The organism is Klebsiella sp. KE9456, from assembly GCF_043832615.1.
Taxonomy (GTDB): Bacteria; Pseudomonadota; Gammaproteobacteria; order Enterobacterales; family Enterobacteriaceae; genus Klebsiella; species Klebsiella indica.
Map to the genome: position 1 here is coordinate 57,362 of NZ_JBDYQK010000014.1, position 22,485 is coordinate 79,846.

The following is a 22,485-nucleotide window of genomic DNA, read 5'->3' on the forward strand; positions in this document are numbered from 1 at the left end:
TACTTTACTGATTAATGCGCGCTGGCAGCGTTGTTATCAGTGGAATTGTCGCTACTCTGGCGCTGATGCATTTTGCAACCGTAAAACATCAAGATAATCAGACTGACGATAAAAGTACCCGCCAGCTCAAAGGAACTTGCCCCCATTAGCGCGATAAAACAGAATACACAGCCCAGAATCGAGCAAATCAGGCTGACAAAGTTGCGAATGTTAATACCTTCAAAACGAATCAGATCAACACAGGAATAAAAATAAGGCAGCATGGTCAGTAACACCGCGATGCCGGTCAGCTCCCCGAATAAATCTGACGCTTTACCGCCAGTGGAATTCATCAGCGTAATAAGTACCATCAGCGCAGTCATTTTTACTCCCGCCAGCAGCAAGCCTTTTTTCGGAATACCGTTGCTATCGACTTCACCATATACCGCAGGGAAATTACCATCGTTAGCCGCACGCACGCCGGCCTGACCCACCAGCATCATCCATGAACCCAGAGATGTCAGGCAGGCGAAGGCGGTGAAAGCGGACACCATCGGTGCAGCCCAGCCGCCGAGTATGGTTGAAGCGCTGATGGCAAATGGCGCGCCGGATGCGGCCATCTTAGAGGCAGGATACATACCGACCATAACCTGAGTTGCGGCAATATAGACAATACCGGCCATCGCTGTACCCAGCATCGTAGCCAATGGCACGGTACGTTTCGGATTGCTCACCATGCCGGTACTGACCGCTGCCGATTCCACCCCCACAAAAGCCCACAGGCAGAGCAAGATACTTTTGATAACCGCGTGACTATCCGTAGCGTGAGAGGTATTCCAGTTCTCCTGATAAGTGGCAACATCAAACCAGTGCCAGCCGACAATCGCCGTCATCACAACCGGAATAAGTACCAGTACCAACCCAATCGTCGTCAATCGGCTAACCCATGTTCCGCCGAGCATATTAACAAAAGTAAAAATCCATACGATAGCAATACAGGCAATCCCTGCTGGCACTGGGTTATTTAACACAGGAAAGAATGTCGATAAATAAGAAACGGCGGTAATTCCGATAGCCAGGTTACCAATCCAGTTTGCATGATAATAAAGCACACCAGTTTGAAAACCGAATGCCGGTGATATTTCACCAGCATAAGCAATTGGCCCTCCCTGTTGTGGGTTTTTGGTCGCCAGACGGGCATAAACGTAAGCCAGTGACATTGCGCCAATAGTAGAAATCACCCATCCCCAGATAGAAATACCACCGATACTGGCCAGGTTTGCAGGTAATAGTGCAATACCGCTCCCCATCATATTACCGGCTACTACACCGGTACAGGCAAACAGCCCTATCTTCTTCGCTGAACTCATGTTTTCTTTTCTCCTACGTTTATTTTGAGGCACAGATCATGATGATAAATTTTTATTGATCCGACCAACTCCAAACCAGATTACGTCCGGATGAAAAATAAGTCATAAAGATAAAGTGAAATAATTAAAAACATCAAACAAATGATATATTGACCTTTTTCTCGTAACATATCAGGATGGCAAGTTGACATCATAAAAAGATAAATATTGTTTATTTACAGAAGGTTAAAAACACCATCACCTGTTGCGAAAATGTTGCAATTTCAAAAGATGAGCCAAGAAATAAAACAACCAGGTATATTATAAGAAACACAATATTAACCTCATTATGCTCAAAATAATGACCATGATGAGAATTTACTTATTCTGAAGCGAGAAAGTTATCGAGATAGGGTACTACGCGGGTAACCGAGGTCTGGAATACCGCATTTTCAATCCAGTAAAATGTATTCTCACCTGGACGTAAATTAAATGCTGTCAGATAGGCATCGGCAGCCTCCCGGTTCTGCCCTTTCATTTCATAGACTTTACCTAACAGCACATAGTTCATCCATGACATTTCCAGATCAATCCCGGCATTAATGGCCTGATAGGCTTCATCCACTTTTCCTTTGCTCAACATGTCTACTGTTTTAATTTGATAAAATATGGCCATATCTTTAATTACTGGCATATTCCCTACGCGACTTATTTCACTATAAAGATCAACCAACTGTTTATCGGTCAACGGCTGCTGTGAATGGCGTAATACATCCACCAGCGCTTTTTCCGCCCAGGCATAGGTAAAATCCGGAGACAGTTTATTCACATCATCAAGTAAACTACTGGCTCTTTTCAGTGAATCAACATCTCCGTTCATTAATAGTTGATGTGCCTGATAAAAATAAGTAAGGGCAATGCTCTGCGAAGGTTGAAATTGCCTTAACATCTCCTGCATACGTGCCGGCCACGGCTGCTTCAGCACCTCCGACAAGCTACTCAGCAGATCGTTCTGAATTGACAGTTGATTATCGCTAGTCACGAAATAGCGCTTGTCCATCATCGTCGAACCATCTGCGTTATCCACCACCTTAACCGACATAAAGCACTGCTGGGCGCGATAGTGACGTTGATTCACAAACTCAATGGTCAACGTTTTTCCGGAACTGCTCGGCTCATTAATGTTGTAGTTGGTTTTATCATGCACCATAAAGGTGGAGAAGGTATTTAGCGAAGTGGTAATCAGACTCCCTAACCCAATGGCATACGCGTGTTGAGACGACCAGTTGTTACAGGTATTGCCGGTGAGCAGATGAATATCAATATCACGCGGGTTAAGTAGTAATCGTGCCTTCGCAACGGGTGGACGTGATTCCAGAGTCGATAAAGCTACCAGCGCCACGCAACTCCCGAGCGCTAACAAAAAAAGTACCCAGACAATAAACGCGTTCACACGCGTGCATTTTTCCGATGTCGCATTTGGAATAGCATCTGACGCTGCGTCTACCGGTGGGGTGGAAAGGGACTCTGTTTCTACGGAAAAATTCTGCGTCAATGCTTCTCCGTCTTCCGTACACCAGATGACCGGCACCGTCAGTTTATAGCCGCGTTTAGGTACTGTAGCAATATATTCCAGTTTGCTATCATCACCATCTTTCAACGACTTGCGCAGTTCAGAAATACTCTGCGTCACGACGTGACTGGTGACAACGTTGCGAGTCCAGACATTATCAATAAGCTCATCACGACTCAGCACTTCGCCAGGATGGCGAGCAAAAAAAACCAGAAGGTCGATTAAGCGCGGTTCGAGAGTGAGGTGACGCTCCTTACGGCTGATCTGATTAACAGAGGGAGTAACCAGCCATTCTCCAACGCGAACAACAGGTTGTTGCATAAACAAACGTCCAGGGACGGAAAAGAGTGGCGCGATGATAACACATTCCACCTACGTGATTATGATGGGGGTCATGACCTTGAAGGCGAGATATTGCTCTTCGTTTTTTACAATTCATAGTGATAGTGCTCAGAACATTCCCGGCCCTGGCAAAATAAACGCATTTGTTCCCACGATACGTCATCTCGTCACTGCTTCATGCTCCAATCCACTGATTTCAGGAAATGCTCATCACTCGTAACCGCTACCCTAATACCGCCTGAAATATGCCGTGAACACCACCTTATCTCCTGCGAATTTGTGACCGGGGCAAGGGTTAAGCGCAACAATCATCGCCGTTCTGTGGGGATATGCTATTTTTAAATCGCCTGACAGAGAGCAGGCCGCCGAACAGATAACCGGAAATAGCGCCTCACCCGCAGCGGAAAGGAATGTCGACGATGACCTATAAATTAGTTAAGCAAATTGTGCACGATGACGTTTTGAGAAATAGCTTTATTGACCTCGCAATTAAAACCTTCGATCTCTCCTTTAAAGAGTGGTACCACAAAGGATACTGGACCGACGCCTATATTCCTTATGCCCTGGTGAACAACAATAAAGTGATTGCTAATGCCTCCGCCAATATTATCGATCTTGTCTGGCGGAACGAACCCCGACGCTATATTCAAATCGGTACCGTGATGACCGATGTGGATCATCGGAATAAGGGGCTGGCCGGGCAGCTCATCAGGCAGATTCTGGCGGACTGGCAGAATAAAGCCGACGCTTTTTTCTTGTTCGCCAACCCAACAACCGTTGATTTTTATCCACAATTCGGTTTCAGGCGCACAGATGAGCATCAATATATCCTGCCAGTAATGCCAACGGCGGGTGACTTTCGCAAGCTCGATATGGACCAGCCAGAAGAAGTCGCACTATTGCAGCGCTACTATCAAAAATCGAACCCCTTTTCACAATTGCGAATACAGCATAACTTCGGATTATTGATGTTCTACTGCTCCGCCTTTATGAAACACTTCGTCTATTTTTCTGAAAAGAATCAGGCTGTCGCAATAGCGATGCAGCACGGCCCGGCACTTATCTGTTTCGATATTTTTTGCGATAACGGCGGTTCCCTGGCAGGCATTATAAATGAACTCGCCGACACGCATACCTATCAGGCTATTCTGGGTTTTACCCCAAAAGAAGGGCGGGCTGGCGAATATGAAAAAATAGAAGGTGAAGATATTTTATTTATCTACCCGCACAAAGAAAATATCTTCGCAGAGAATAAGCTAATGTTTCCGCTGTTATCCCACGCCTGAGCCATGCCACCGCCGCCTCCTGGCGGCTGTACCCTCCTTCTCTGCGCCGACAACCCTGACGATGATTCAGCGCCATTTACACCATGAAAACGCGATATTATTCCGCCGCCAGCCACCGTTCAAACGCCTGTAACGCCAATTCGTTGATCCCATTTTCCGACGGCCTCACCAGACAAAAGCGCTTACTCAACCGATGGGATATCGGCCAGGGCGCCACTAATTGCCCATTTTCAAGTTCATTTTCGACATAAACATGCGGCACCAGCGCAACACCCTGCCCGGCGAGGGCAGCGGCAATCGCCATTTCGTGCAGATCGTAACGGACACCTTGTGCCGGATTATTCAACGTGATCCCACTCTCATCAGCGTAGAGACGCCACGCATCGGGATTCTGCCGTCGGTGAATGCGCGGTAGCGCGCTCAACTGGCTGGCGAAATGGCCTCCGGTGAGTAACGCCGGATGATAGACCGGCACCAACCTTTCCTCAAACAGAAAACGCATACGCATCCCGGCCCACGCGGGATGTTCAAAGTGAACCGCCGCGTCAAAACCACTGCCGGTAATGATAAACGGATCGGTTCTGACCGCGATATTCAGGATAATATCCGGGTGCAGGCGATGAAAATCACCCAGTCGGGGAATTAACCAGCGGCTGGCAAAAGTAGGCGGCGCGGCGATTTCCAGGCTTCGACTGCCGTCCGCCGCCCCCATCAGATACTAAGTATCTCGTTCAAGCCGTTCCAGCGTTTCACGCACATGATGCGCATAACGCGCACCGTTAGGATTCAGTTGCACACGACTCCCCGTCCGCGTGAACAACTTACAGTTCAGCATCGACTCAAGCCGGGCAATCTGCCGGCTGATCGCCCCTTCGCTGAGCGATAATTCTTCCGCCGCGCGGGCAAAGTTACCGTGCCGGGCGGCCGCTTCAAAGACCTGAAGCGCAGTACTGCTGGGAAGTTTTTTTCTCATTCTGGCAACCTCTGCCGACATTAACCTTAATGACAAAATATCATTGACCAGTGAAATAATATCGCTTCATACCGCTCAATACGCAACGTAGCATGATCAAACATCAAGTTAACAGCGATTCAAACATACAGAGAGCGATCAATGTTATATCTCGTTGAGTGCACATATGCCGACCGGGAAAGCGAAACCCGCTGGAATGCGTTTTACAACCAACAAAAGCTGCCAGCGCTGGTCTCTGTCAACGGGTTCAGCGCCTCACAACGTTTCAAAGCGCTTTCCTCCGGCTGCCCGGTATATCTTGCCATTCATACCATCAAAGATGCGGATGTGATTACCTGTGAAGAATATCAGCGCAAGGGCGGCGGTAACTTTTCGCACTGGCAACAGCATATTCGTGACTGGCATCGCAATCTGTACCAATACGCAGGCTCTTTTCCTGCCGTCGCTGTGGAAGAGGTTTTGCTGCTGAGTCTTGAGTCAGTTGACTTTATTGACGCAGAGTTGGGATATCGGCCCACAATACTTCAGGCTGCAGGGCTGGATAAAAACCCGCCGCAACGCGTGGCTTACATTCTCCCTCGCCGGGAGGCCTCACTCGTTGCGGCGCGAGAAAAAGCCTGGATATATGAACCCATAACCAGCCAGTTACGCAGTCACGCCGATAAACAATCCCGATCAAGGTAATACATTATTATGCCTCATCCATCTTTTAGTTCCCGCCAGATTGGCGATTTTCTGGTAACGGCCCTCAGTGACGGCAATATGACGGCCAGCCTGACGCTACTGTCCGGCATTGATAGCATCGATGCTGAAGCCATCCAGCGCCGCGCGGGCGTTACCGTCCCCGGCAATATCGACATCAGTGGCTATCTTATCCGCGGGCGGGGGAGGACGATTTTGGTCGATGCCGGTACAGGCGGGCACAATAACGCAGGCGGCGCGCTGACAGCGAGTCTGCGCTTGTCGGGCATCAGGCCTGAAGAGGTTGATACCGTGCTGCTGACTCATGCTCACCCGGACCATATTGGCGGGTTGCTCAACGCAGACGGCACACTGGCTTATCCCAACGCCTGCCTGCATCTGCATCCTCTGGAAGCGGAATACTGGCAGAATGATAGAACGCTAAACCAGGCCAGTGAACGGGGGCGGAGAAACATCGCACTCGCCCGCCGAACGCTGGACGCCTGGGCCCACAGACTCCGTTTTCTGAATGATCGCGAAGTGATCGAAGGTATACAGCCGGTATGGCTACCTGGTCATACCCCTGGCCACTGCGGGTTTCGCATCGGGTCCGCCAATGAAAGTCTGCTAATCTGGGGCGATATCGTCCATTTCCCGCCGATCCAGATCACCTGTCCCGCAGTGGCCATTGCCTTTGATTGCGATCCCACACAGGCCAGAATCACGCGGGAAACGCTCCTCGCTCAGGTCGCCAGCGAAAACCTGCTGGTTGCCGGTATGCACCTTGGCGGATCGGGGTTTGCGCATATCGTCGCAACTTCACGCGGGTACCGTATAAATTATTCTGCAAAATAAAGGCAATTCCGACCCAAAATATCCCCCAGACTAAAGTGGATTCCGTTAAGGAGTATTTACGGGCTAACTTATGCCTTATTGTCAGCCGAAGACCGGGTTAACCGGCGGGTGTAGCACAACGGCATCCGGTACAAAAACGGATAAAAACGCCAACGCCGGAATAGCGCATTGCTTAACGTTCTGGAAAGTGTCTCTGAAGGAGAAATAAATATTTAAACGACGCGGCAGAAAACAGTGAAGATATTCATCGTTCTATACGGAAACGGAAAAGGTTACATTACTTTCTCAGGAGGTTCCTTGCCGGATATCCACTGTGCCGGTGAGCGCCGGGATTCATCGCCGCCTGCTGCACTTCTTCATTTATCTTCAATCGTAGATTGGTTGGCAAAAAATGGCGGTGTAGCATCGTACCGGCAAATTTTACCGTCTGTGAGTAAACAATTACCCTCACGCCACACCAGATAAAGCTGGCGATCGGCTGTTCCCTGGGCTGTTCCAGGCTCTCTTCCATACCTCCCCTCCCTGATGTTGTAAACAAAGAAACAGCGTTACTGTAATGCCACATTATGAAGATATTATGTGGTCAACTTGATGCATTTCTCATTTATCGTCAGTCGCAATAAAAACGCCGCTGTTCACTCTCGCTCATGCGGCGAGCGTCTCTTCATTCGGCGTAGCAGCCAGAGCAGTCCCAGCATAATGGCGAGGTAGCCCATAACGTAAATGCCTTGTTGTTTTCGCCCGGAAAGATCCGGGTCAGCGACCCATGCCAGAAATGCAGTGACATCCCTGGCGTACTGCGCCTCCGTTTCCGCTATCTGCGACGCCGGGTGCCATTTTATCTCGCCGTCGGAAAGCGGTTTCGGCATATTCATCACCCCACCTGGAAAATAGCGATTAGCTTTCATTTCAGGATCGTCAGGCAGGTAACCGGTTAATAGCGCAAAGACGTAATCCGCGCCCTGATCCGTATAGGGCAGAAAGGCATCAAACAAGAATTGCGGAAAACCACGATCGTAGGAACGGGCCCGGACGATATAGCTCAGGTCAACGGGTTCCGCGCCGTTATTGAAGTATCGCGCTTCCCGCTCATTGAGATAAGGCGAAATAAAGCTGTCATTTAGCGTCCCGTCCCGCTCCCCCACCTGGCCATCATCCTGAATCTCAGGGAACTGATAGCCGCTGGCGATACTTTTTGCCTCTTCAGGCGTGAGTTCAGGGCCGCCGGGCCGGGTCAGATTGCGAAAAGTAAGGTGTTTCATACCGTGGCAGGCACGACATTTCTCTTCATACACCTGCAGGCCGCGCCGCAGTTGTTGTTTATCATACTGGCCGACAATACCGCTAAAGCTCCAGTCCTGCCGTTCAGGCACCGCCTCTTTCGCACCGGTCGCGCCTGATGCCAAAAGAGATAAGCACAGAATGCTGAATACCAGTCGTTTCATTGTCAATCCTGCTTTTCGAGAAAACGACGACAGGGTAAAAGGATTAAAAACCAGGCAAACCAGATCAGCGTGGAAAGCTGAGATGCCGGGCGGATCCACCCCTCTTCATTACGGAAACCGTCAATCAGATCGGGGCCCACCAGCGCTTTTGACCCCAGCCAGCCTAAAAAACAGGCATTCATGACCCACAGCCAGAAGCCGCACTTCACCAGTTTGCTGTAATGGCGAAACCGCGCCCGGGAGGTATCAAGCCAGGGCAGGAAATAGAAAATCAGTATCGAACCGCACATCGCCGCCAGACCGGCAAATTCATTCGGGAAGCAGCGTAGCATTGAGAAGAAAGGGAGAAAGTACCATTCAGGCGCGACAATCGCCGGCGTCACCGTTGGATCGGCTGGAATAAAGTTGTCGGCGCTACTCAGGTAGTGCGGAGCAAAAAATAAAAACCAGGCAAAAAGCATCAAAAAAAGGGTGATTTTGATGGCATCGAGGTCGCTGATTTTGTAATCGAATAACAGGCTTCTCGACGCTTTCTCGCTGAACGTCTTTTTCATCGCCTGAGCGAATGCCGATTGCACGGTACGAATATGAAAAATCGTCGCCACAACAATCAGAAAGGGGAAAAGAAAGTGGAAAACAAAAAAACGCCCCAGCATCGGCGTTCCCGGCGTATGGCTTCCGAGCAACCAGGCGTAAAGCGTGTCCCCAACCAGCGGAATAGCCTGGACAAAACGAGTAATGACCGTGGCCGCCCAATAACTTTTTTGCCCCCAGATAAGACTGTAGCCGAGAAATGCGGTCATCATCAGCAGCACGTACAGCGTCACGCTAATCATCCACATGGTCACCCAGGGTTTGCGGTACACGCTGTAGTACATGCCGCGAAAAATATGCAGATAGCAGGCGAAGAATAACAGCGACGCGCCAATTGCGTGCATATTGCGCAACAGCTCGCCGTGGCGAACCGCACGCATAATATGAATAATGGAATCAAAGGCCAGTTCAGCCGTCGGCACGTAAAACATCGCCAGCACGATCCCCGTGAGGATCTGCACGCCAAGCATAACCAGCAGGATAGCGCCGACGGCGAATACCCAGAGTCCGGCGACCGAGCGTGGAAAAGGGATACGCCAGCGCAGCGAATAGACCCGTTCACGCCCCATCTCAGGCTTCCTTCGCACCAATGCGCACGGTCTGGCCGTCGGGATGAAACGCGTAATCCGGGATGGCCAGATTCGCCGTTGCCGGTCCGCGGGTTACGCGGCCGGAAGTATCAAACTCTGAACCGTGGCACGGGCAGACCCAGCCCTGCCCGCCCGGTCTGGCGTTGGGGACGCATCCGGCATGCGGGCAGTATCCCTCAATCACCAGCCATTGAGGATAACCGGCAGTCACCCGTTCGCTGTCAGCCTGGGGGGCGAGCAGCGTAGTGGGATCGACATCCCTGGCGGCGGCGATTTCCTCCGCCGTGCGATGATGAATAAGAATCAACTTTCCCTGCCATACCCGCCGGAGGGTTTGCCCGGCGGCAATCCCCGCAAGAGAAACATCGATCGGTTCATTCTCACCGCGCGTTTTTTCATCCGGGCCTAAAGCAGAAACCAGCGGCCAGACGGCGGCGGCAACGCCTGCCGCGCCGACGAATGTTGTCATCCTGCACAGGCATTCCCGACGCTGCTCCTGAATGTCGTCATCTGCATGTTTGTTATCCGCCACCATGCACTCCTCCCTGCATATCGTGGGTTACTTACTGTTTGTCGATACGTGCGTAAATGGCCTGGAAACGCTTATCGGCAATTCCCGGCGCCTTGAAAGCACGATAACTATCTGGCAGAGAGGCATCGCCAACCTTAATCAGCATCACCATTCCCTGGGCGTAATGCGGCGTGCATTTGATGCCGTAAAATCCGGCATGGTCATATTTCACTTCGATCTCTTCATCAATTTTGCCGATAAACCCAGGGTAGCCAGCAGGAGATAGCTCCGCGATTGAAGCCGCGTTGTGGCTCTTGTGCTTGCGGATAAACTTCACCGTATCACCGGGTTGGATCTCCAGGTAATCCGGCTCATAGACCATTGGCCCCGCCGCGCCACGATTTTTCATCAACACTTCGTGGGTTTGTGCGAAAGCGGAAGAGGCGATCGCCAGTAAACACAAAACTTTCAGACTCTGTTTGAGGTATTTCATCAGTTCTTCCTTAGCATTCATCTGGTCTCTGATAACGAATAAAGCAGCTTGCGCCATCCGGTTCGCGTTCAATGACGGTATCAATGCCGAACCAGGCGTTAATATTTTCGCGGGTAAAAACGGCGCATGGCGCTCCTTGCATCACCATGCGTCCGGACGTCATAACGAGGATGCGATCGCAAAACATCGCCGCATGATTCAGGTCATGCAGGGCGGCAATCACCGTGAGCTTTTCGCGTTTCACCAGACTCAGCAGGCCAATCTGATGTTGAATATCAAGGTGGTTGGTGGGTTCATCCATCAGCAGTAGCTGCGGCTGCTGCGCCAGCGCCCGGGCGATATGCAGACGCTGTTTTTCTCCGCCGGAAAAAGTATGCCAGCAGCGGTGCTGCAACGCCTGAAGCGCGACTTTTTCCAGCATCATTTGCACGATGTCGTCATCTTTTTGAGACCACGGCGAGAGCAGGCTAAGCCAGGGCGTTCTCCCCAGCGAAACGGCCTGCAACGCGGTAAGACGTTCACTGGTCTCCGCCTGTTGCTCAACCAATGCCACCTTCTGCGCCAGATGACGACGCGAGTACTGTTGCAGTGCCTTTTGCTGCAGAGCAATCTGGCCGGAAGTGGGCTTCAGCAACCCTGCCAGCAGTGAAATGAGGGACGTTTTACCCGAACCGTTGGGGCCGATGATACCGACAAACTCGCCTGGCGTGACGCTGAGCGAGACATCATCAACAATCATCTTGCCTTTCACCTGCCAGCGCAGATTGCGCGCTTCGATAACCGCATCAGCAGAGGTCTCAAAAGGGATTACCGCGTTCAGCGTCATTTGGCCCGGCCTCCTCTTATCAGGATGAGTGAAAACGCTGGCGCACCAACCAGCGCGGTGATCACGCCTATTGGTAGCACCTGGCCTGGCAATAAGGTGCGGGAAATAACGTCGGCGATGACAAGGAAAATGGCGCCGGTCAGCGCGCTGACCGGCAGCAGCCGATGGTGCTGATTGCCAACCAGCAGACGGGCGGCATGAGGGATCACCAGGCCAACAAAGCCAATCGCGCCGACAATAGAGACCATAATTGCCGTCATGCCGGTGACGGCGGCGATCAGCACCGCGCGGGTACGTTTTACCGGAATTCCCAGCGATGCGGCGGATTCCGCGCCAAAAGAGAAGGCATCAAGATGACGAGCATAAAAAAAGCACAGCACAATGCCGATCAGCGCAGTGGGCACCGCCAGGACGACATCAGGCCAGCGCACGCCGCTGAGATTACCCAGTAACCAGAACATGATGCCGCGGGCCTGCTCGGCGTTTGCCGAGCGGGTGATAATCAGTGAAGTCATCGCATTGAAAAGCTGCGAACTGGCGATCCCGGCCAGAATAATTTTGGTTGTGACGCCACCGCCCTGTCTGCCACCAGCGGCCATCGCCAGCAGCGCAACGAACAGAAATGCGGTCAGTGCGCCAATGAAAGCCCCCAGGGACATGCTGACGATCCCGGCGCCAAGCCCGGTGAGCGCAATCAGCACCGCGCCAGTAGAGGCGCCCGCGGAAATACCCAGCAGATAAGGTTCGGCAAGCGCATTGCGCAGCAACGACTGAAGCACAACCCCGGATATGGCCAGGCAGGCGCCACAACTGGCAGAGACCAGCGCGCGCGTCAGGCGGTAGTTCCAGATAATTCCCGCATCCAGCGCATCGACAGGATAGCGGGCATCAAACAGACGATTTGCCAGCGTGCTGAGTACGTGCCCCCAGGGAATAAAGGTTTCGCCAATAGAAATCCCTGCCAGCAGGACGCAGCACATGAGCACGCTGACCCAAAGGGTGTGTCCACCGACTCTCACCGCAAGTTGACCGATAGCACGGCGCGTCCTGCGAGAATCACTGATCATTATCTGCATTCCTGATTACCTGAAATACGCGATGACCCGGGGCCTGCCTGGCCCATCAGGCGATGTTATTTGCCCGTTTGGTCTTCGACAGCGATAACGCCAAATGCAGTGCCCTCCAGGACGACCCGCAGGGGGAGCGTCGGGAATCATCGGCGCGTACTGCCTGTACGTGCCGGATGTTCCGCTCTGTCCGTATCCAGACTGGCTGCGACAATTTGCGCCGTTAACCGGGCAGTAAGGCAAGACCAGGGGTAAAACGTCGCTTAATGAGCGGCCTGCGGATGCGCTAAGCCGTACTCAACCAGGGCGTCAGCCAGTTTTTCCACCCCATCAATGGTTCTAATCCCGGCGTTCATGGTTTGTACATCAATGACCGGCAGATGGTTTTCCTTCACCGCGGGAAGCAGGCTGGTGACGGGGTCAGATTTCAGATATTCCATTTTGACTTTCCAGTCATCAGCGGGGAAGCGGCGACGGCTCATTTCACCGAGCACAATGACGGAAGGATTGGCTTTAGCGATAGTTTCCCAGCCTACCGTGGGCCACTCTTCAGCGGAATCAATCACGTTTTTCACGCCCAGCGTTTTCGCGATCCATGCGGCCGGACCAAACTTCCCGGCAACGTAAGGATCGAGCTGCAGGTCGGCACTGGAGAACCAGAAAACGACGGAAACGTTTTTATCCATTGCGGAAATTTTATTTTTGGCTGCCGCTTCCCGCGCCTTAAGGCTGGCAATCAGCGCATCGCCTTTATCCTGAACGTCGAAGATTTTCGCCAGATCGGCGATTTCCTGGTACACCATTGCGATATCAAACATGCTCTTACGTACACCGTCGCCGCCATCTTCGTTATCTTTTGCGCAGTCGGCTGGCGCGGTATAAACAGGCACTTTCAGTTCACTAAACTGCTCGTAAGACGCCACCGTCCCCGCAGGGCCGATTTGCCACTCAAACTGGCTGGCAACCAGATCCGGCTTTTTCGCAATGATCCCTTCAAAACTGGGAATGTTTTGTGCAATAACGGCAATTTTCTCATTTGCCGCTTTATACGCATCCGGTACCGGGCCAAACCAGAGCGAGGTTCCGACCACGCGGTCGGCCAGACCCAGTGAATAAAGAATTTCAGTGCTGTTCTGACCGACCGTTGCCACGCGCGTTGGCGCCTGATTGAAGGTAAGCTCGCGACCGCAGTTTTTAATCGTCAGAGGATATTCGGTTTTTGCCGCGCTGGCGAAACCGGCATTCAGAAACAGAACCGCGGCGCCCGTCATTGCCAGAAGCGTTTTTTTCGAAGTAAAAGAGGTAGAATTAGCGTGCATTATCATCGTCCCGTCGATGCCAGAAGGTTAACCTCTGGTCATGGTTATTTCATTCCATATAGCGGGAGGAGACATGAAAATAGATGACATTGAGTCGTGAACGCTTTTGAATGATATTATGTAAAAGATGCAAATATACCCGTTATAGTTCAAGTTGCCTGTATGTTGACTGCGCTCACTTGCCGCGTGATTCACGCCTGCGGCTTCACCTCTACGGGGCCAACGCAAGCGCCGTTCAAAACGGTTAACCGTTTGTCATGCAACTCGAATTATTTAGGGGAATAAGCTTTATTTCGCCAAATATCGTATACATAAATTCATCACAGTTTATGTCAAATAATTCATCCCATGGACCATCCCGTCCACTCAATGGCGTACAACCTGACAGCAGGTCTCCTGACTCGCGGCAATCAGAATATCAGCCTTCCCATAAAGCATACTTTACAGTGACCAGCGGTTAATTAACCGCACAAGGATATTCGCTATCCGCCTACAGTTGCGGGGGCAGTTATGGCATTGAACTGAATCATTCGCACCATATTCCAATTCAAAACATAATCCATCATACTTCAGGCAGCAGGTGTCCCGGATATTCACTCACCTCAGTCACTGACATGAGTCAGTTCCCTGGGCGCAATCCTCTTACCCTGCCGCGCGAATAATTTAGGCTATAAAAATGTAATGAAGTGCTGTCGACAGCGACTCTAGCGACAATTGTTAATAAGGTCAACCGTATGATAAATAAATAAAAACGTCATACAAACATCATTTTATATATAACTTACAATAAGTTAAAATAGACCGCTCTGGTATATGAGAATCACAATAAAAAGATAAATGAGAATTATATGATTATGATCAATTTAGAAATACTGAGCCGCTTAACTTAAAGGCGGGGTTCAAAGAACGACAAACGTCTCAGGAGAAAATTGCCCTTTAACCGACAGGTCTGCGCTGAGAAACACATTCGGGATTAAAGATGTCCTGAGCGGCGGGCTGTATTACCCTGCCCACGCTGAAGAACAAATTCCAGGTCCTTAACAAGAAATACCTGAACCACAGGAATATCGATACGCGTCATCTCGCGCAGCGTAACGGGAATCATAATGCGCCAGGCTCAGAGTAGACAAGAATAGGGGAAAGAGATAATAACAACTCAGACGGGAAATACCGCTATCCGGAACGTCCCATTGCTTATGCATTTTCACCGCCCATCCCGGATCCCCCCGACGGCACTTATATGCCTCGTCTCTTTAACATTGCTGAACAGAACGCTTAATCGCATTCAACCTGATTTTGCGCTGGCCGCGAAGGGCTCAGGGGTGAAGCGGATCGCCGTGGCCAACGCGGATATAACGGGAAGTATGCCGGGTATATACCGCAATGTTCTCAGCGATATATACGCCAGCAAGTCGATTAATAGCTCAGCCTGAACGTGTAGGCATATTCCAGCCCAAGCTCAAAATCCCAGGGCAGAGGATGCAGAATAAGCTGCTCCCCCAGGATCTCGAACGGCACTGGGATCGGCTGCCCACGGCACAGTAACTCACAGGCGCCCGGCGTCATTCCTGACAGGATGCGTAAAGCAAAGTTGTGGGTAGGCCAGCGGGTGAGAATCAGGTAATCGTGGGCGCCTGCGCAGGTCAGAAAAGCGTGCTCATCGTCGTGCTGTAAGCGGGTACACATTTCGCTGCCATAAATCGCTTCGCCGTTTACCGCCATCCAACGACCGATGTCCCGTAACCGTTCCTGTTGTATAACCGGGATGCGGCCATCCGCAGTGGGGCCAACGTTTAACAGGAAGTTTCCCCCTTTAGCAACGATCCCGATGAGCTGGAGAATCAGTTGCTGTGATGTGCAATAATCTTCCAGTTGTTCCGCACGGTTATAACCGTAGGATTTGCCGATACCGCGACTCTCCTCCCACGGATGAAGCCTGCCGAAACCATCTTTATCGTTATACTCAGTACTGTAATAATCGCCATGTTCGCCCGGCATCTCTTTACAAAACCGATCGTTCACTACCACTTCGTCTTTATTCGGCGCATCGTTGTACAACCAGCACAGGAATTCTTTAGTCTGGCTATATTCTTCGCTAAAGTCCCACTCTCCGCCATCGGCGAAAATCAGGCTTGGCTGATAGTTGGTAACCAGCTCTTTTAACTGAGGAATAAGGATTTCATCCGGATAACGCGCCTCGGCAATACCAAACTTTTCGCGGTCGCGCTGAGGGATAAAAAAACCGCCTTCAGGGCGATGGCTTGAGTTGGTTTCCCATTCAACGCTGGAATAGTAGATCCCCATTTTTAGCCCGCTGTCACGGACGGCCCGGGTGATATCGCCGAGCAGATCGCGCTGCGGCCCGGTGTCGCCGCTGTTCCACCCTTTCTTATGGCGATTTTCAGTCGGCCACAGGCAGAAGCCGTCATGATGTTTTGTCGTCAGCACCACATATTTCGCCCCGGAGGATTTAAACAGTTCGGCCCAGGCCTCAGGCTCAAAAAGCTCAGCTTTAAAGAGCGGAGCAAAATCACGATAGAGAAAATCCGGGGCATAGTTTCTCTGGTGGAAATCATCATCATTATTGCGATACTGACCATAAACGCTGGCGTAATACCACTCGGCGTAAGATCCGAACAAGGCGTTATTAATTTTTCGCCATGAGGGAACGGAGTAAACCCCCCAGTGGATAAAAATGCCGAACCTGGCCTCGTTATACCACTGAGGTATCTCCCGGCTATCGAGGCTTGCCCAATCGGGCTGATAAGTTTTTTGGGTCATGGGTTGATGTTCCACGTTGTCCTTCGGTTCAGCGCCTGATGAATCAGGCGCTGTCAATATTTATTCCACAGAGACCTGTTCAAAGCGATGACCGCCAACCGGAGAGATCCTGTAACCTTTCACTTTATCGCTGATGGGTTCATACACCGTTGAATGGCCGATCATCACTGCCGGTACCTGCTGCGCCATCAGTTGCTGCGCCTGCTGATACAGTCGAACGCGCTGGTCATGATCCGGCTCGCTGCGCGCGGCATTAATCAGCGCTTCAAAGGATTTATCGCACCACCGCGAATAGTTCGCGCCGCCGTTCACTGCGGCGCAGCTAAAGAGCGGGCTAAAGAAATTATCCGGATCGCCATTATCACCTCCCCAGCCAATGAGTATCGTCTGGTGATCGCCCTGTGAGGCGCGTTTCAGATATTCACCCCATTCATAAGTGACGATTTTTGCCTGTACGCCAATAGCCGCCCAGTCAGCCTGAATCATTTCCGCCATCCGCCGTGCGTTTGGATTATAGGGGCGCTGGACCGGCATCGCCCAAATCTCGGTGCTGAAGCCATTGGCATAGCCCGCCTCGGCAAGCAACTTCCTGGCGTTGAGCGGATCGTAATCATGACTTTCGCGACCCGGCGCGTAGCCCCACATGGATGGCGGCAGCAAACTGTTGGCAATCTGGCCCGTGCCTTCATAAACCGCTTTGATAATATCGGGTTTGTTAATTGCCAGCGCCAGCGCCTGGCGAACTTTCAGGTTATCAAATGGCTTCTTCTCGACATTAAACGACAGATAGCCAGTGTTCAGGCCAGCCTGGCGCAGCAGAGTGATATGCGCCGCTTTACTGATGGCCGGAATATCCGCTGGATTTGGCGAAGTCATGATCTGACACTCATTTTTTTGTAGTTTAGCGAAACGTATCGAAGCATCCGGCGTAATACTGAATACCAGACGATCGATTTTCGTTTTTCCGCCCCAGTAATCGGCAAAGGATTTATACAGAATACGTGAATCCTTCTGATACTGGACGAACTGAAATGGCCCGGTTCCGATCGGCGCAAGATCGAGTTTCTCCGGTGTCCCCGCGCGCATCATTTTATCGGCATATTCCGCCGAGGTGATCGAGGCAAAACCCATTGCGATATCCGCAAGGAAAGGAACTTCAGGGTGAGCGAGAGTGAAAACCACCCGCCGATCGTCAAGTTTACGGACGCTGACGATCAGTTTATCCAACCCCATTCCCGTAAAATAGGGGTAGTTGCCGCCCGAGACCTTATGCCACTCAGAGGCCGTATCTTTCTGGCGCATAAAACTAAACACCACATCATCGGCATTGAAATCCCGGCTGGGGGTAAAATCCTTATTGCTTTGCCATTTCACATGCTCACGTAGGTAAAATGTGTAGGTTTTGCCATCGGGGCTGATCTCCCAGCGGTCCGCAAGGGAGGGGATCAGATCGGTGGTACCGTATTTAAAATCAATCAGTCGGTTGTATATGGGGTTAGCGCTGGCGTCATTGGTGACGCCGGTAGTATATAACTGCGGATTAAACCCCTCCGGCGACGCTTCAGAACAGTAAACCAGGGTTTTCGCCTGGGCTGCCGGAGTGACGGCGAGTGAAGCTAACAACGCGGGCAACATGAGCAGATAGTTTATTTTCCTCATATATCATCTCTTTTCGTCAGTTTTATAAGCGTCTTTGTGAGGCCGCATCAAATAACATCGCGCGCTGGTGATCCAGGGTAATAAAAATGGTCTCCCCCGCCCGCGCGCCGGATCGCCGGGTGGTAAACAGCATGATGTCATGGCCATATAACGTGCCGTGGATCAGTTCCGATAGCCCGGTAGGCTCCACTAATGACACCCGCAGCGGTAGCGCGTCCGCCCTATCCGCAGTGGCGAGGCTGATATTCTCAGGACGAATACCGTAAATCACCTCTCGCCCACTCTCTTGTGCCGCCCACTGTGGATTAAGCGGTAACCGGACGTCGTCGCCGATAGCAACGCCGCTGGCGCACGTCAGGCCGTTAATAAAATTCATGGGGGGCGAACCGATAAAGCTGGCGACAAATTTATTCGCCGGGGTGTCGTACAGCTCCAGCGGTGTGCCCACTTGCTGAATAACGCCATGATTAAGCACCACGATGCGATCGGCGAGCGTCATCGCTTCGACCTGATCGTGGGTGACGTAGACAATGGTGTTATTCATCTGCTGATGCAGTTTCTTAATTTCCACCCGCATCTGTCCGCGCAGTTGCGCATCAAGGTTCGACAGCGGTTCATCAAACAGAAACACCTGCGGTTGACGAACAATCGCCCTCCCCATGGCCACGCGCTGCCGCTGACCGCCGGAGAGCTCTTTTGGCCGTCGATCCAGCAAATGGCTGAGGCTGAGAATTTCCGCTGCCCGCCGTACCTTGTCGTCGATTTCGGCCCGCGGCCGCTTCTTAATTTCCAGGCTAAACCCCATATTGCGCGCCACGGTCAGGTGGGGATAAAGCGCATAGCTCTGAAACACCATCGAAATATCGCGATCTTTTGGCGGGACATCATTCATCAGCTTATTACCGATACGGATATCACCGCTGCTTGCCAGCTCCAGGCCAGCAATGGTGCGCAGTAACGTCGATTTTCCGCAGCCGGACGGACCGACCAGCACCACAAACTCACCATCCCGAATGGTGAGATTGATATCGCGTAAAACCTCGACGTTGCCATAGCATTTGTCGATTTTCGCCAGCGTAATTGCGGCCATTATTTACCCCTTAACCGCCCCTGCGGTGAGTCCCTGAACCAAATAGCGTTGAATAAAGGCAAAAAACAGACAGGCCGGGATCAGCGCCAGCACTGCCGCAGCCATCATGTCGCCCCAGGAAACCGCAAACTTAGAGACGAAGCTGAGCAACCCGACGGGGAAGGTCATCACCTCGTTCTTATTGATTAACATCAGAGAGAACAACAGTTCGCTCCAGGCCGCGGTAAAGACAAAACCCAGCGTTGCCGCCATACCCGGCAACGTGAGCGGCATCAGCACACGATACAGCGCCTGAAAGCGGGTACACCCTTCCAGCATCGCCGACTCTTCAAGATCTTTCGGAATAGCATCGAAAAACGACTGCATTAAAAACGTGGCGAAAGGAACATTAAACGCCGTATAGATGAGGATTAAGCCGGACAGGCTGTTGGTGAGCCCGAGCGGCGCCATAACGCGATAAATCGGCGCAATAATCATCACCAGCGGGAACATCTGGGTGAACAGCAGCAGCGCGGCGATGATCATTTTGCTGCGAAACTGAAAACGCGAAAACGCATAGCCAGCAGCGGCGGAGATCAACGTGGTCAGCAGCGCTGTCGCCAGCGAAACGATCAGGCTATTGCTGAAAAACGTCGGAAAATCACTCTCCGTGAGCACCTTCCTGAAGTGGCTCAGCGTCAGACCGCTCGGCAGCAGGGTCACTCCCTGACTGAACAACAGTGGGTCCGGGGTGACGGCAATTTTGATGATCCAGTAAAGTGGAAACAGAGCGAACAGCAGATATGCGGCAATGCTGAGGCGATGTCCGATGAGCGGTAACAGGCGCATGATTTCTCCTTACTTCAACAGTTGATGACGAATACGCAGCAATACCAGCGCATAGACGGTCATCAGCAGTAGCAGAAACACAGCCATCGCCGAGGCGTAGCCAAAATCAAGTTTGCGATAGGCAGTGGTAAAGATGTAGCTCGATAAAATGGCGGTGGAGCCCGCAGGTCCGCCATCGGTCATCACGACGATCAGGTCGGCAAAGTTGGCAATCCAGATAGTGCGCAGCATCACGGTGATGGCAATCATCGGCGCGAGGAACGGCAGCGTTACGCGACGAAACTGCTGCCAGCCGCTGGCCCCGTCCATTGCCGCCGCTTCATACAAATCTTGTGGAATAGATTGCAGCGCGGCCAGCAGGGTGATGGCAAAAAATGGAATACCGAACCAGACGTTGGCGATCACTGGCCCCCACATTGCCAGTTGCGGATCGGACAAAATGTTGTAGGGCTGGCTCAGGATGCCTGAATCGCTTAACCACTGCGGCAACGGCCCGACCACCGGATTGAACAACCATGACCATGTCAGCCCGGAGAGAAACGCCGGCACGGCCCAGGGCAAGAACACCAGCGCCTGCACCCAGCGCCGAAAGCGAAACTCGCGATTGAGCAACAGCGCCAGTAGCAGCCCGAAAAAGAACTGCAACAGTAGCGAGCTCAGCGTCCAGTTGAGGGTGTGACCAAGCGCTTTAAAAAAGCGCCGGTCATCGAGCATGGCGGAAAAGTTATCCCAGCCAACCCAACCGTTCTCCATCGGGTTAAGCAAGTTCATGCTCTGAAATGCATAGGAAATACCGATCGCCATAGGGACAAAAATAAATACGGCGATCAGTACCAGCCCCGGCGACAGATAGCACCAGGGCTCCAGCATTCTCGCCCATCGCTGGCGACGAGAACGCATGTTGCTGGCCGGCAATGACGTATCAAGCATCAGCATCGTTCCTCATGAAGGCCATTATTTCTGCGCAGCAAGCCATGCTTTCTGCTCTTTCGTGAGGTATTTCGCCCACGCCTTCACCATCGTTGCGGTGTCGTTCTCTCCCAGCAGAGTCTCCTGCGAGCTTTCTTTGACGATCACCGAGTTGAAATATCCCCAGCCTTTCAGATGGGTAGGCATGGTCAACGGCACATAATTCGGATCGTTCAGTTCTTTAAACCAACCGGAAAACTGGGGGGTTTTATAGAAGGGGTCCTGTTCAGCACCCTGATAAATGGGCAACGTGCCGACAAATTTCGCCCACGCCAGATTGTTCGTTTTATTACTGAGGAAGGCGATCAACGGCCAGGCGAGATCGTTCTGCTTGCCTTGTCTGAACATCGCCCATCCGGTGTAGCCAATCGTCGGGAAGGCTTTGCCCGATGGACCTACCGGCATTGGCGCGACGGCGAAATCATCTGCTGGCATGCTATTTTTGATGGCGATCAGCGCATCGGGATCTTGATCCAGCATGGCGCACTTGCCGGAATAGAAACCGGAGACGATCTCATTGAATCCCCAGTTAATACTGTCTTTTGGCGCCCCGCCTTGCTGATACATATCCACCAGAAGCTGTGCGCCTTTAATCGCCCCAGGCTGCGTTAACGTGCTGTTGCCCTCTTTATCAAAAAACGCCGGCGAGCCGTTCATGGCCGTCATAAACATCATCCAGGCGTTGGTGCCGCCGACGCCGCCGCGCAGACAGTAACCGCTGATGCCGTGACCTAACGCGCTGATCCGTTTCGCATCGCTGGCAAACTCTTCCAGGGTTTTCGGCGGCTCGGTCAGACCCGCCTCTCTGAACAGTTTCTTATTCCAGAACAGCGCCCGCATATAGAAGCCATAAGGGATCATGGTGGCCTTGCCGTTAGCGGCACGCGCCATCGCTAAGGTTTTAGCGGTAAGTTGTCCCGTGCCTTCCCAGCTTTTCATCCGTGGTTCAAGGTCCTCAAGCATGTTGTTGCTGGCGTAGAGGCCCTGCCAGGTATCAGGCATCTCCACCACATCCGGGATCTGACCGCTCTGTAACATCGTCCCGAGTTTCTCGAAAGCCTGCCCCCAGGGAAGCGAAATCAATTCGATTTCCGTACCAGGATGTTGCGCCTTATATTCATTGAGCATTTTCTGCAACAGCTCGGTACGCGGTGGGCTGGTGATCACTTCCACCACCGTCAGTTTGGCGGCCATGCTATTCAACGCCATGGTCAGTCCGGTTGCCAGAATCAGCGCTCTCAGCGTGAAGGGATGTGTCATTGCATTCTCTCCAGG

19 protein-coding genes, 1 pseudogene and 1 riboswitch are annotated in these 22,485 nt (G+C 51.9%); of the genes and pseudogenes, 3 read left to right on the plus strand and 17 right to left on the minus strand.

What is annotated here, in order from left to right; all coding sequences use genetic code 11:
* Positions 1-11: 11 nt before the first annotated feature.
* Both cadB and cadC read right to left on the minus strand, forming a co-directional pair.
* Positions 12-1,349: a cadaverine/lysine antiporter gene (cadB, locus tag ABK821_RS15435; protein WP_138357871.1), complete on the minus strand. Its 1,338-nt coding sequence runs from the start codon at positions 1,347-1,349 to the stop codon at positions 12-14.
* Between the two features lie 361 nt (positions 1,350-1,710).
* Positions 1,711-3,222 carry a lysine decarboxylation/transport transcriptional activator CadC gene (cadC, locus tag ABK821_RS15440; RefSeq protein ID WP_138357873.1) on the minus strand — a complete coding sequence of 504 codons (1,512 nt, stop codon included), beginning with the start codon at positions 3,220-3,222 and terminating at the stop codon, positions 1,711-1,713.
* A 440-nt stretch (positions 3,223-3,662) separates the two neighbouring features.
* Here cadC and ABK821_RS15445 point away from each other — a divergent pair, with 440 nt between their 5' ends.
* Positions 3,663-4,529 (plus strand): GNAT family N-acetyltransferase, encoded by an 867-nt coding sequence (locus tag ABK821_RS15445; RefSeq protein ID WP_343178456.1) that lies wholly within the window; start codon positions 3,663-3,665, stop codon positions 4,527-4,529.
* A gap of 97 nt (positions 4,530-4,626) precedes the next feature.
* Here the strand turns inward: ABK821_RS15445 and ABK821_RS15450 are convergent.
* Positions 4,627-5,502, minus strand: a pseudogene (locus ABK821_RS15450) (LysR substrate-binding domain-containing protein).
* Between the two features lie 141 nt (positions 5,503-5,643).
* Between ABK821_RS15450 and ABK821_RS15455 the strand changes: the two are divergent.
* Together ABK821_RS15455 and ABK821_RS15460 are read left to right on the plus strand one after the other, a co-directional pair.
* Positions 5,644-6,186 (plus strand): sugar ABC transporter, encoded by a 543-nt coding sequence (locus tag ABK821_RS15455; RefSeq protein ID WP_142501726.1) that lies wholly within the window; start codon positions 5,644-5,646, stop codon positions 6,184-6,186.
* Positions 6,187-6,195: 9 nt separating this feature from the next.
* Positions 6,196-7,038 carry an MBL fold metallo-hydrolase gene (locus ABK821_RS15460; RefSeq protein ID WP_343178457.1) on the plus strand — a complete coding sequence of 281 codons (843 nt, stop codon included), beginning with the start codon at positions 6,196-6,198 and terminating at the stop codon, positions 7,036-7,038.
* 277 nt (positions 7,039-7,315) lie between these two features.
* Here the strand turns inward: ABK821_RS15460 and ABK821_RS15465 are convergent, their stop codons facing one another.
* The 14 genes from ABK821_RS15465 to ABK821_RS15530 all read right to left on the minus strand — a co-directional run bounded on the left by ABK821_RS15465 (position 7,316) and on the right by ABK821_RS15530 (position 22,470).
* A complete protein-coding gene (locus ABK821_RS15465) occupies positions 7,316-7,549 on the minus strand; it encodes a hypothetical protein (RefSeq protein ID WP_138357879.1) in 234 nt (77 codons plus the stop codon).
* A gap of 124 nt (positions 7,550-7,673) precedes the next feature.
* Entirely contained in the window at positions 7,674-8,483 is an 810-nt protein-coding gene (locus ABK821_RS15470; protein WP_343178458.1) for a cytochrome c1, read from the minus strand.
* A gap of 2 nt (positions 8,484-8,485) precedes the next feature.
* Positions 8,486-9,646 carry a cytochrome b N-terminal domain-containing protein gene (locus ABK821_RS15475; protein WP_343178459.1) on the minus strand — a complete coding sequence of 387 codons (1,161 nt, stop codon included), beginning with the start codon at positions 9,644-9,646 and terminating at the stop codon, positions 8,486-8,488.
* 1 nt (position 9,647) lies between these two features.
* Positions 9,648-10,199, minus strand: coding sequence for a ubiquinol-cytochrome c reductase iron-sulfur subunit (gene petA / locus ABK821_RS15480; protein WP_142501881.1), 552 nt, complete (start codon positions 10,197-10,199; stop codon positions 9,648-9,650).
* A gap of 31 nt (positions 10,200-10,230) precedes the next feature.
* A complete protein-coding gene (locus ABK821_RS15485; RefSeq protein ID WP_138357885.1) occupies positions 10,231-10,671 on the minus strand; it encodes a pseudoazurin in 441 nt (146 codons plus the stop codon).
* A 10-nt stretch (positions 10,672-10,681) separates the two neighbouring features.
* Positions 10,682-11,497, minus strand: coding sequence for an ABC transporter ATP-binding protein (locus tag ABK821_RS15490; RefSeq protein ID WP_308563458.1), 816 nt, complete (start codon positions 11,495-11,497; stop codon positions 10,682-10,684).
* Positions 11,494-12,564 carry an iron ABC transporter permease gene (locus tag ABK821_RS15495; protein WP_241675599.1) on the minus strand — a complete coding sequence of 357 codons (1,071 nt, stop codon included), beginning with the start codon at positions 12,562-12,564 and terminating at the stop codon, positions 11,494-11,496. Before ABK821_RS15495 ends, ABK821_RS15490 begins: the two co-directional genes overlap by 4 nt.
* Positions 12,565-12,827: 263 nt before the next feature.
* Positions 12,828-13,883 (minus strand): ABC transporter substrate-binding protein, encoded by a 1,056-nt coding sequence (locus tag ABK821_RS15500; protein WP_138357889.1) that lies wholly within the window; start codon positions 13,881-13,883, stop codon positions 12,828-12,830.
* A 368-nt stretch (positions 13,884-14,251) separates the two neighbouring features.
* A riboswitch (cobalamin riboswitch) is annotated at positions 14,252-14,470 on the minus strand.
* Positions 14,471-15,299: 829 nt separating this feature from the next.
* Positions 15,300-16,664 carry an alpha-L-fucosidase gene (locus ABK821_RS15505; RefSeq protein WP_138357891.1) on the minus strand — a complete coding sequence of 455 codons (1,365 nt, stop codon included), beginning with the start codon at positions 16,662-16,664 and terminating at the stop codon, positions 15,300-15,302.
* 60 nt (positions 16,665-16,724) lie between these two features.
* Positions 16,725-18,323, minus strand: a complete 1,599-nt coding sequence (locus tag ABK821_RS15510; RefSeq protein WP_395033978.1) for an ABC transporter substrate-binding protein — start codon at positions 18,321-18,323, stop codon at positions 16,725-16,727.
* A gap of 22 nt (positions 18,324-18,345) precedes the next feature.
* Entirely contained in the window at positions 18,346-19,413 is a 1,068-nt protein-coding gene (locus tag ABK821_RS15515) for a sn-glycerol-3-phosphate ABC transporter ATP-binding protein UgpC (protein WP_343178460.1), read from the minus strand.
* A gap of 3 nt (positions 19,414-19,416) precedes the next feature.
* Positions 19,417-20,241 carry a carbohydrate ABC transporter permease gene (locus ABK821_RS15520; protein ID WP_138357897.1) on the minus strand — a complete coding sequence of 275 codons (825 nt, stop codon included), beginning with the start codon at positions 20,239-20,241 and terminating at the stop codon, positions 19,417-19,419.
* A 9-nt stretch (positions 20,242-20,250) separates the two neighbouring features.
* The gene (locus ABK821_RS15525; RefSeq protein WP_185929220.1) at positions 20,251-21,171 is read right to left on the minus strand and encodes a carbohydrate ABC transporter permease; all 921 of its coding nucleotides are present in this window, start codon (positions 21,169-21,171) and stop codon (positions 20,251-20,253) included.
* Between the two features lie 24 nt (positions 21,172-21,195).
* On the minus strand, positions 21,196-22,470 hold the full coding sequence (locus ABK821_RS15530) for a sugar ABC transporter substrate-binding protein (RefSeq protein WP_142501733.1): 1,275 nt from the start codon (positions 22,468-22,470) through the stop codon (positions 21,196-21,198).
* Positions 22,471-22,485: the final 15 nt, after the last annotated feature.

Excerpts from the sequence above, each read along its gene's own strand:
- cadB (WP_138357871.1), bottom strand. The coding sequence starts at position 1,349 with ATGAGTTCAGCGAAGAAGATAGGGCTGTTTGCCTGTACCGGTGTAGTA.
- cadC (WP_138357873.1), bottom strand. The coding sequence starts at position 3,222 with ATGCAACAACCTGTTGTTCGCGTTGGAGAATGGCTGGTTACTCCCTCT.
- ABK821_RS15445 (WP_343178456.1), top strand. The coding sequence starts at position 3,663 with ATGACCTATAAATTAGTTAAGCAAATTGTGCACGATGACGTTTTGAGA.
- ABK821_RS15455 (WP_142501726.1), top strand. The coding sequence starts at position 5,644 with ATGTTATATCTCGTTGAGTGCACATATGCCGACCGGGAAAGCGAAACC.
- ABK821_RS15460 (WP_343178457.1), top strand. The coding sequence starts at position 6,196 with ATGCCTCATCCATCTTTTAGTTCCCGCCAGATTGGCGATTTTCTGGTA.
- ABK821_RS15465 (WP_138357879.1), bottom strand. The coding sequence starts at position 7,549 with ATGGAAGAGAGCCTGGAACAGCCCAGGGAACAGCCGATCGCCAGCTTT.
- ABK821_RS15470 (WP_343178458.1), bottom strand. The coding sequence starts at position 8,483 with ATGAAACGACTGGTATTCAGCATTCTGTGCTTATCTCTTTTGGCATCA.
- ABK821_RS15475 (WP_343178459.1), bottom strand. The coding sequence starts at position 9,646 with ATGGGGCGTGAACGGGTCTATTCGCTGCGCTGGCGTATCCCTTTTCCA.
- ABK821_RS15485 (WP_138357885.1), bottom strand. The coding sequence starts at position 10,671 with ATGAAATACCTCAAACAGAGTCTGAAAGTTTTGTGTTTACTGGCGATC.
- ABK821_RS15490 (WP_308563458.1), bottom strand. The coding sequence starts at position 11,497 with ATGACGCTGAACGCGGTAATCCCTTTTGAGACCTCTGCTGATGCGGTT.
- ABK821_RS15495 (WP_241675599.1), bottom strand. The coding sequence starts at position 12,564 with ATGATCAGTGATTCTCGCAGGACGCGCCGTGCTATCGGTCAACTTGCG.
- ABK821_RS15500 (WP_138357889.1), bottom strand. The coding sequence starts at position 13,883 with ATGCACGCTAATTCTACCTCTTTTACTTCGAAAAAAACGCTTCTGGCA.
- ABK821_RS15505 (WP_138357891.1), bottom strand. The coding sequence starts at position 16,664 with ATGACCCAAAAAACTTATCAGCCCGATTGGGCAAGCCTCGATAGCCGG.
- ABK821_RS15510 (WP_395033978.1), bottom strand. The coding sequence starts at position 18,323 with ATGAGGAAAATAAACTATCTGCTCATGTTGCCCGCGTTGTTAGCTTCA.
- ABK821_RS15515 (WP_343178460.1), bottom strand. The coding sequence starts at position 19,413 with ATGGCCGCAATTACGCTGGCGAAAATCGACAAATGCTATGGCAACGTC.
- ABK821_RS15520 (WP_138357897.1), bottom strand. The coding sequence starts at position 20,241 with ATGCGCCTGTTACCGCTCATCGGACATCGCCTCAGCATTGCCGCATAT.
- ABK821_RS15525 (WP_185929220.1), bottom strand. The coding sequence starts at position 21,171 with ATGCTTGATACGTCATTGCCGGCCAGCAACATGCGTTCTCGTCGCCAG.
- ABK821_RS15530 (WP_142501733.1), bottom strand. The coding sequence starts at position 22,470 with ATGACACATCCCTTCACGCTGAGAGCGCTGATTCTGGCAACCGGACTG.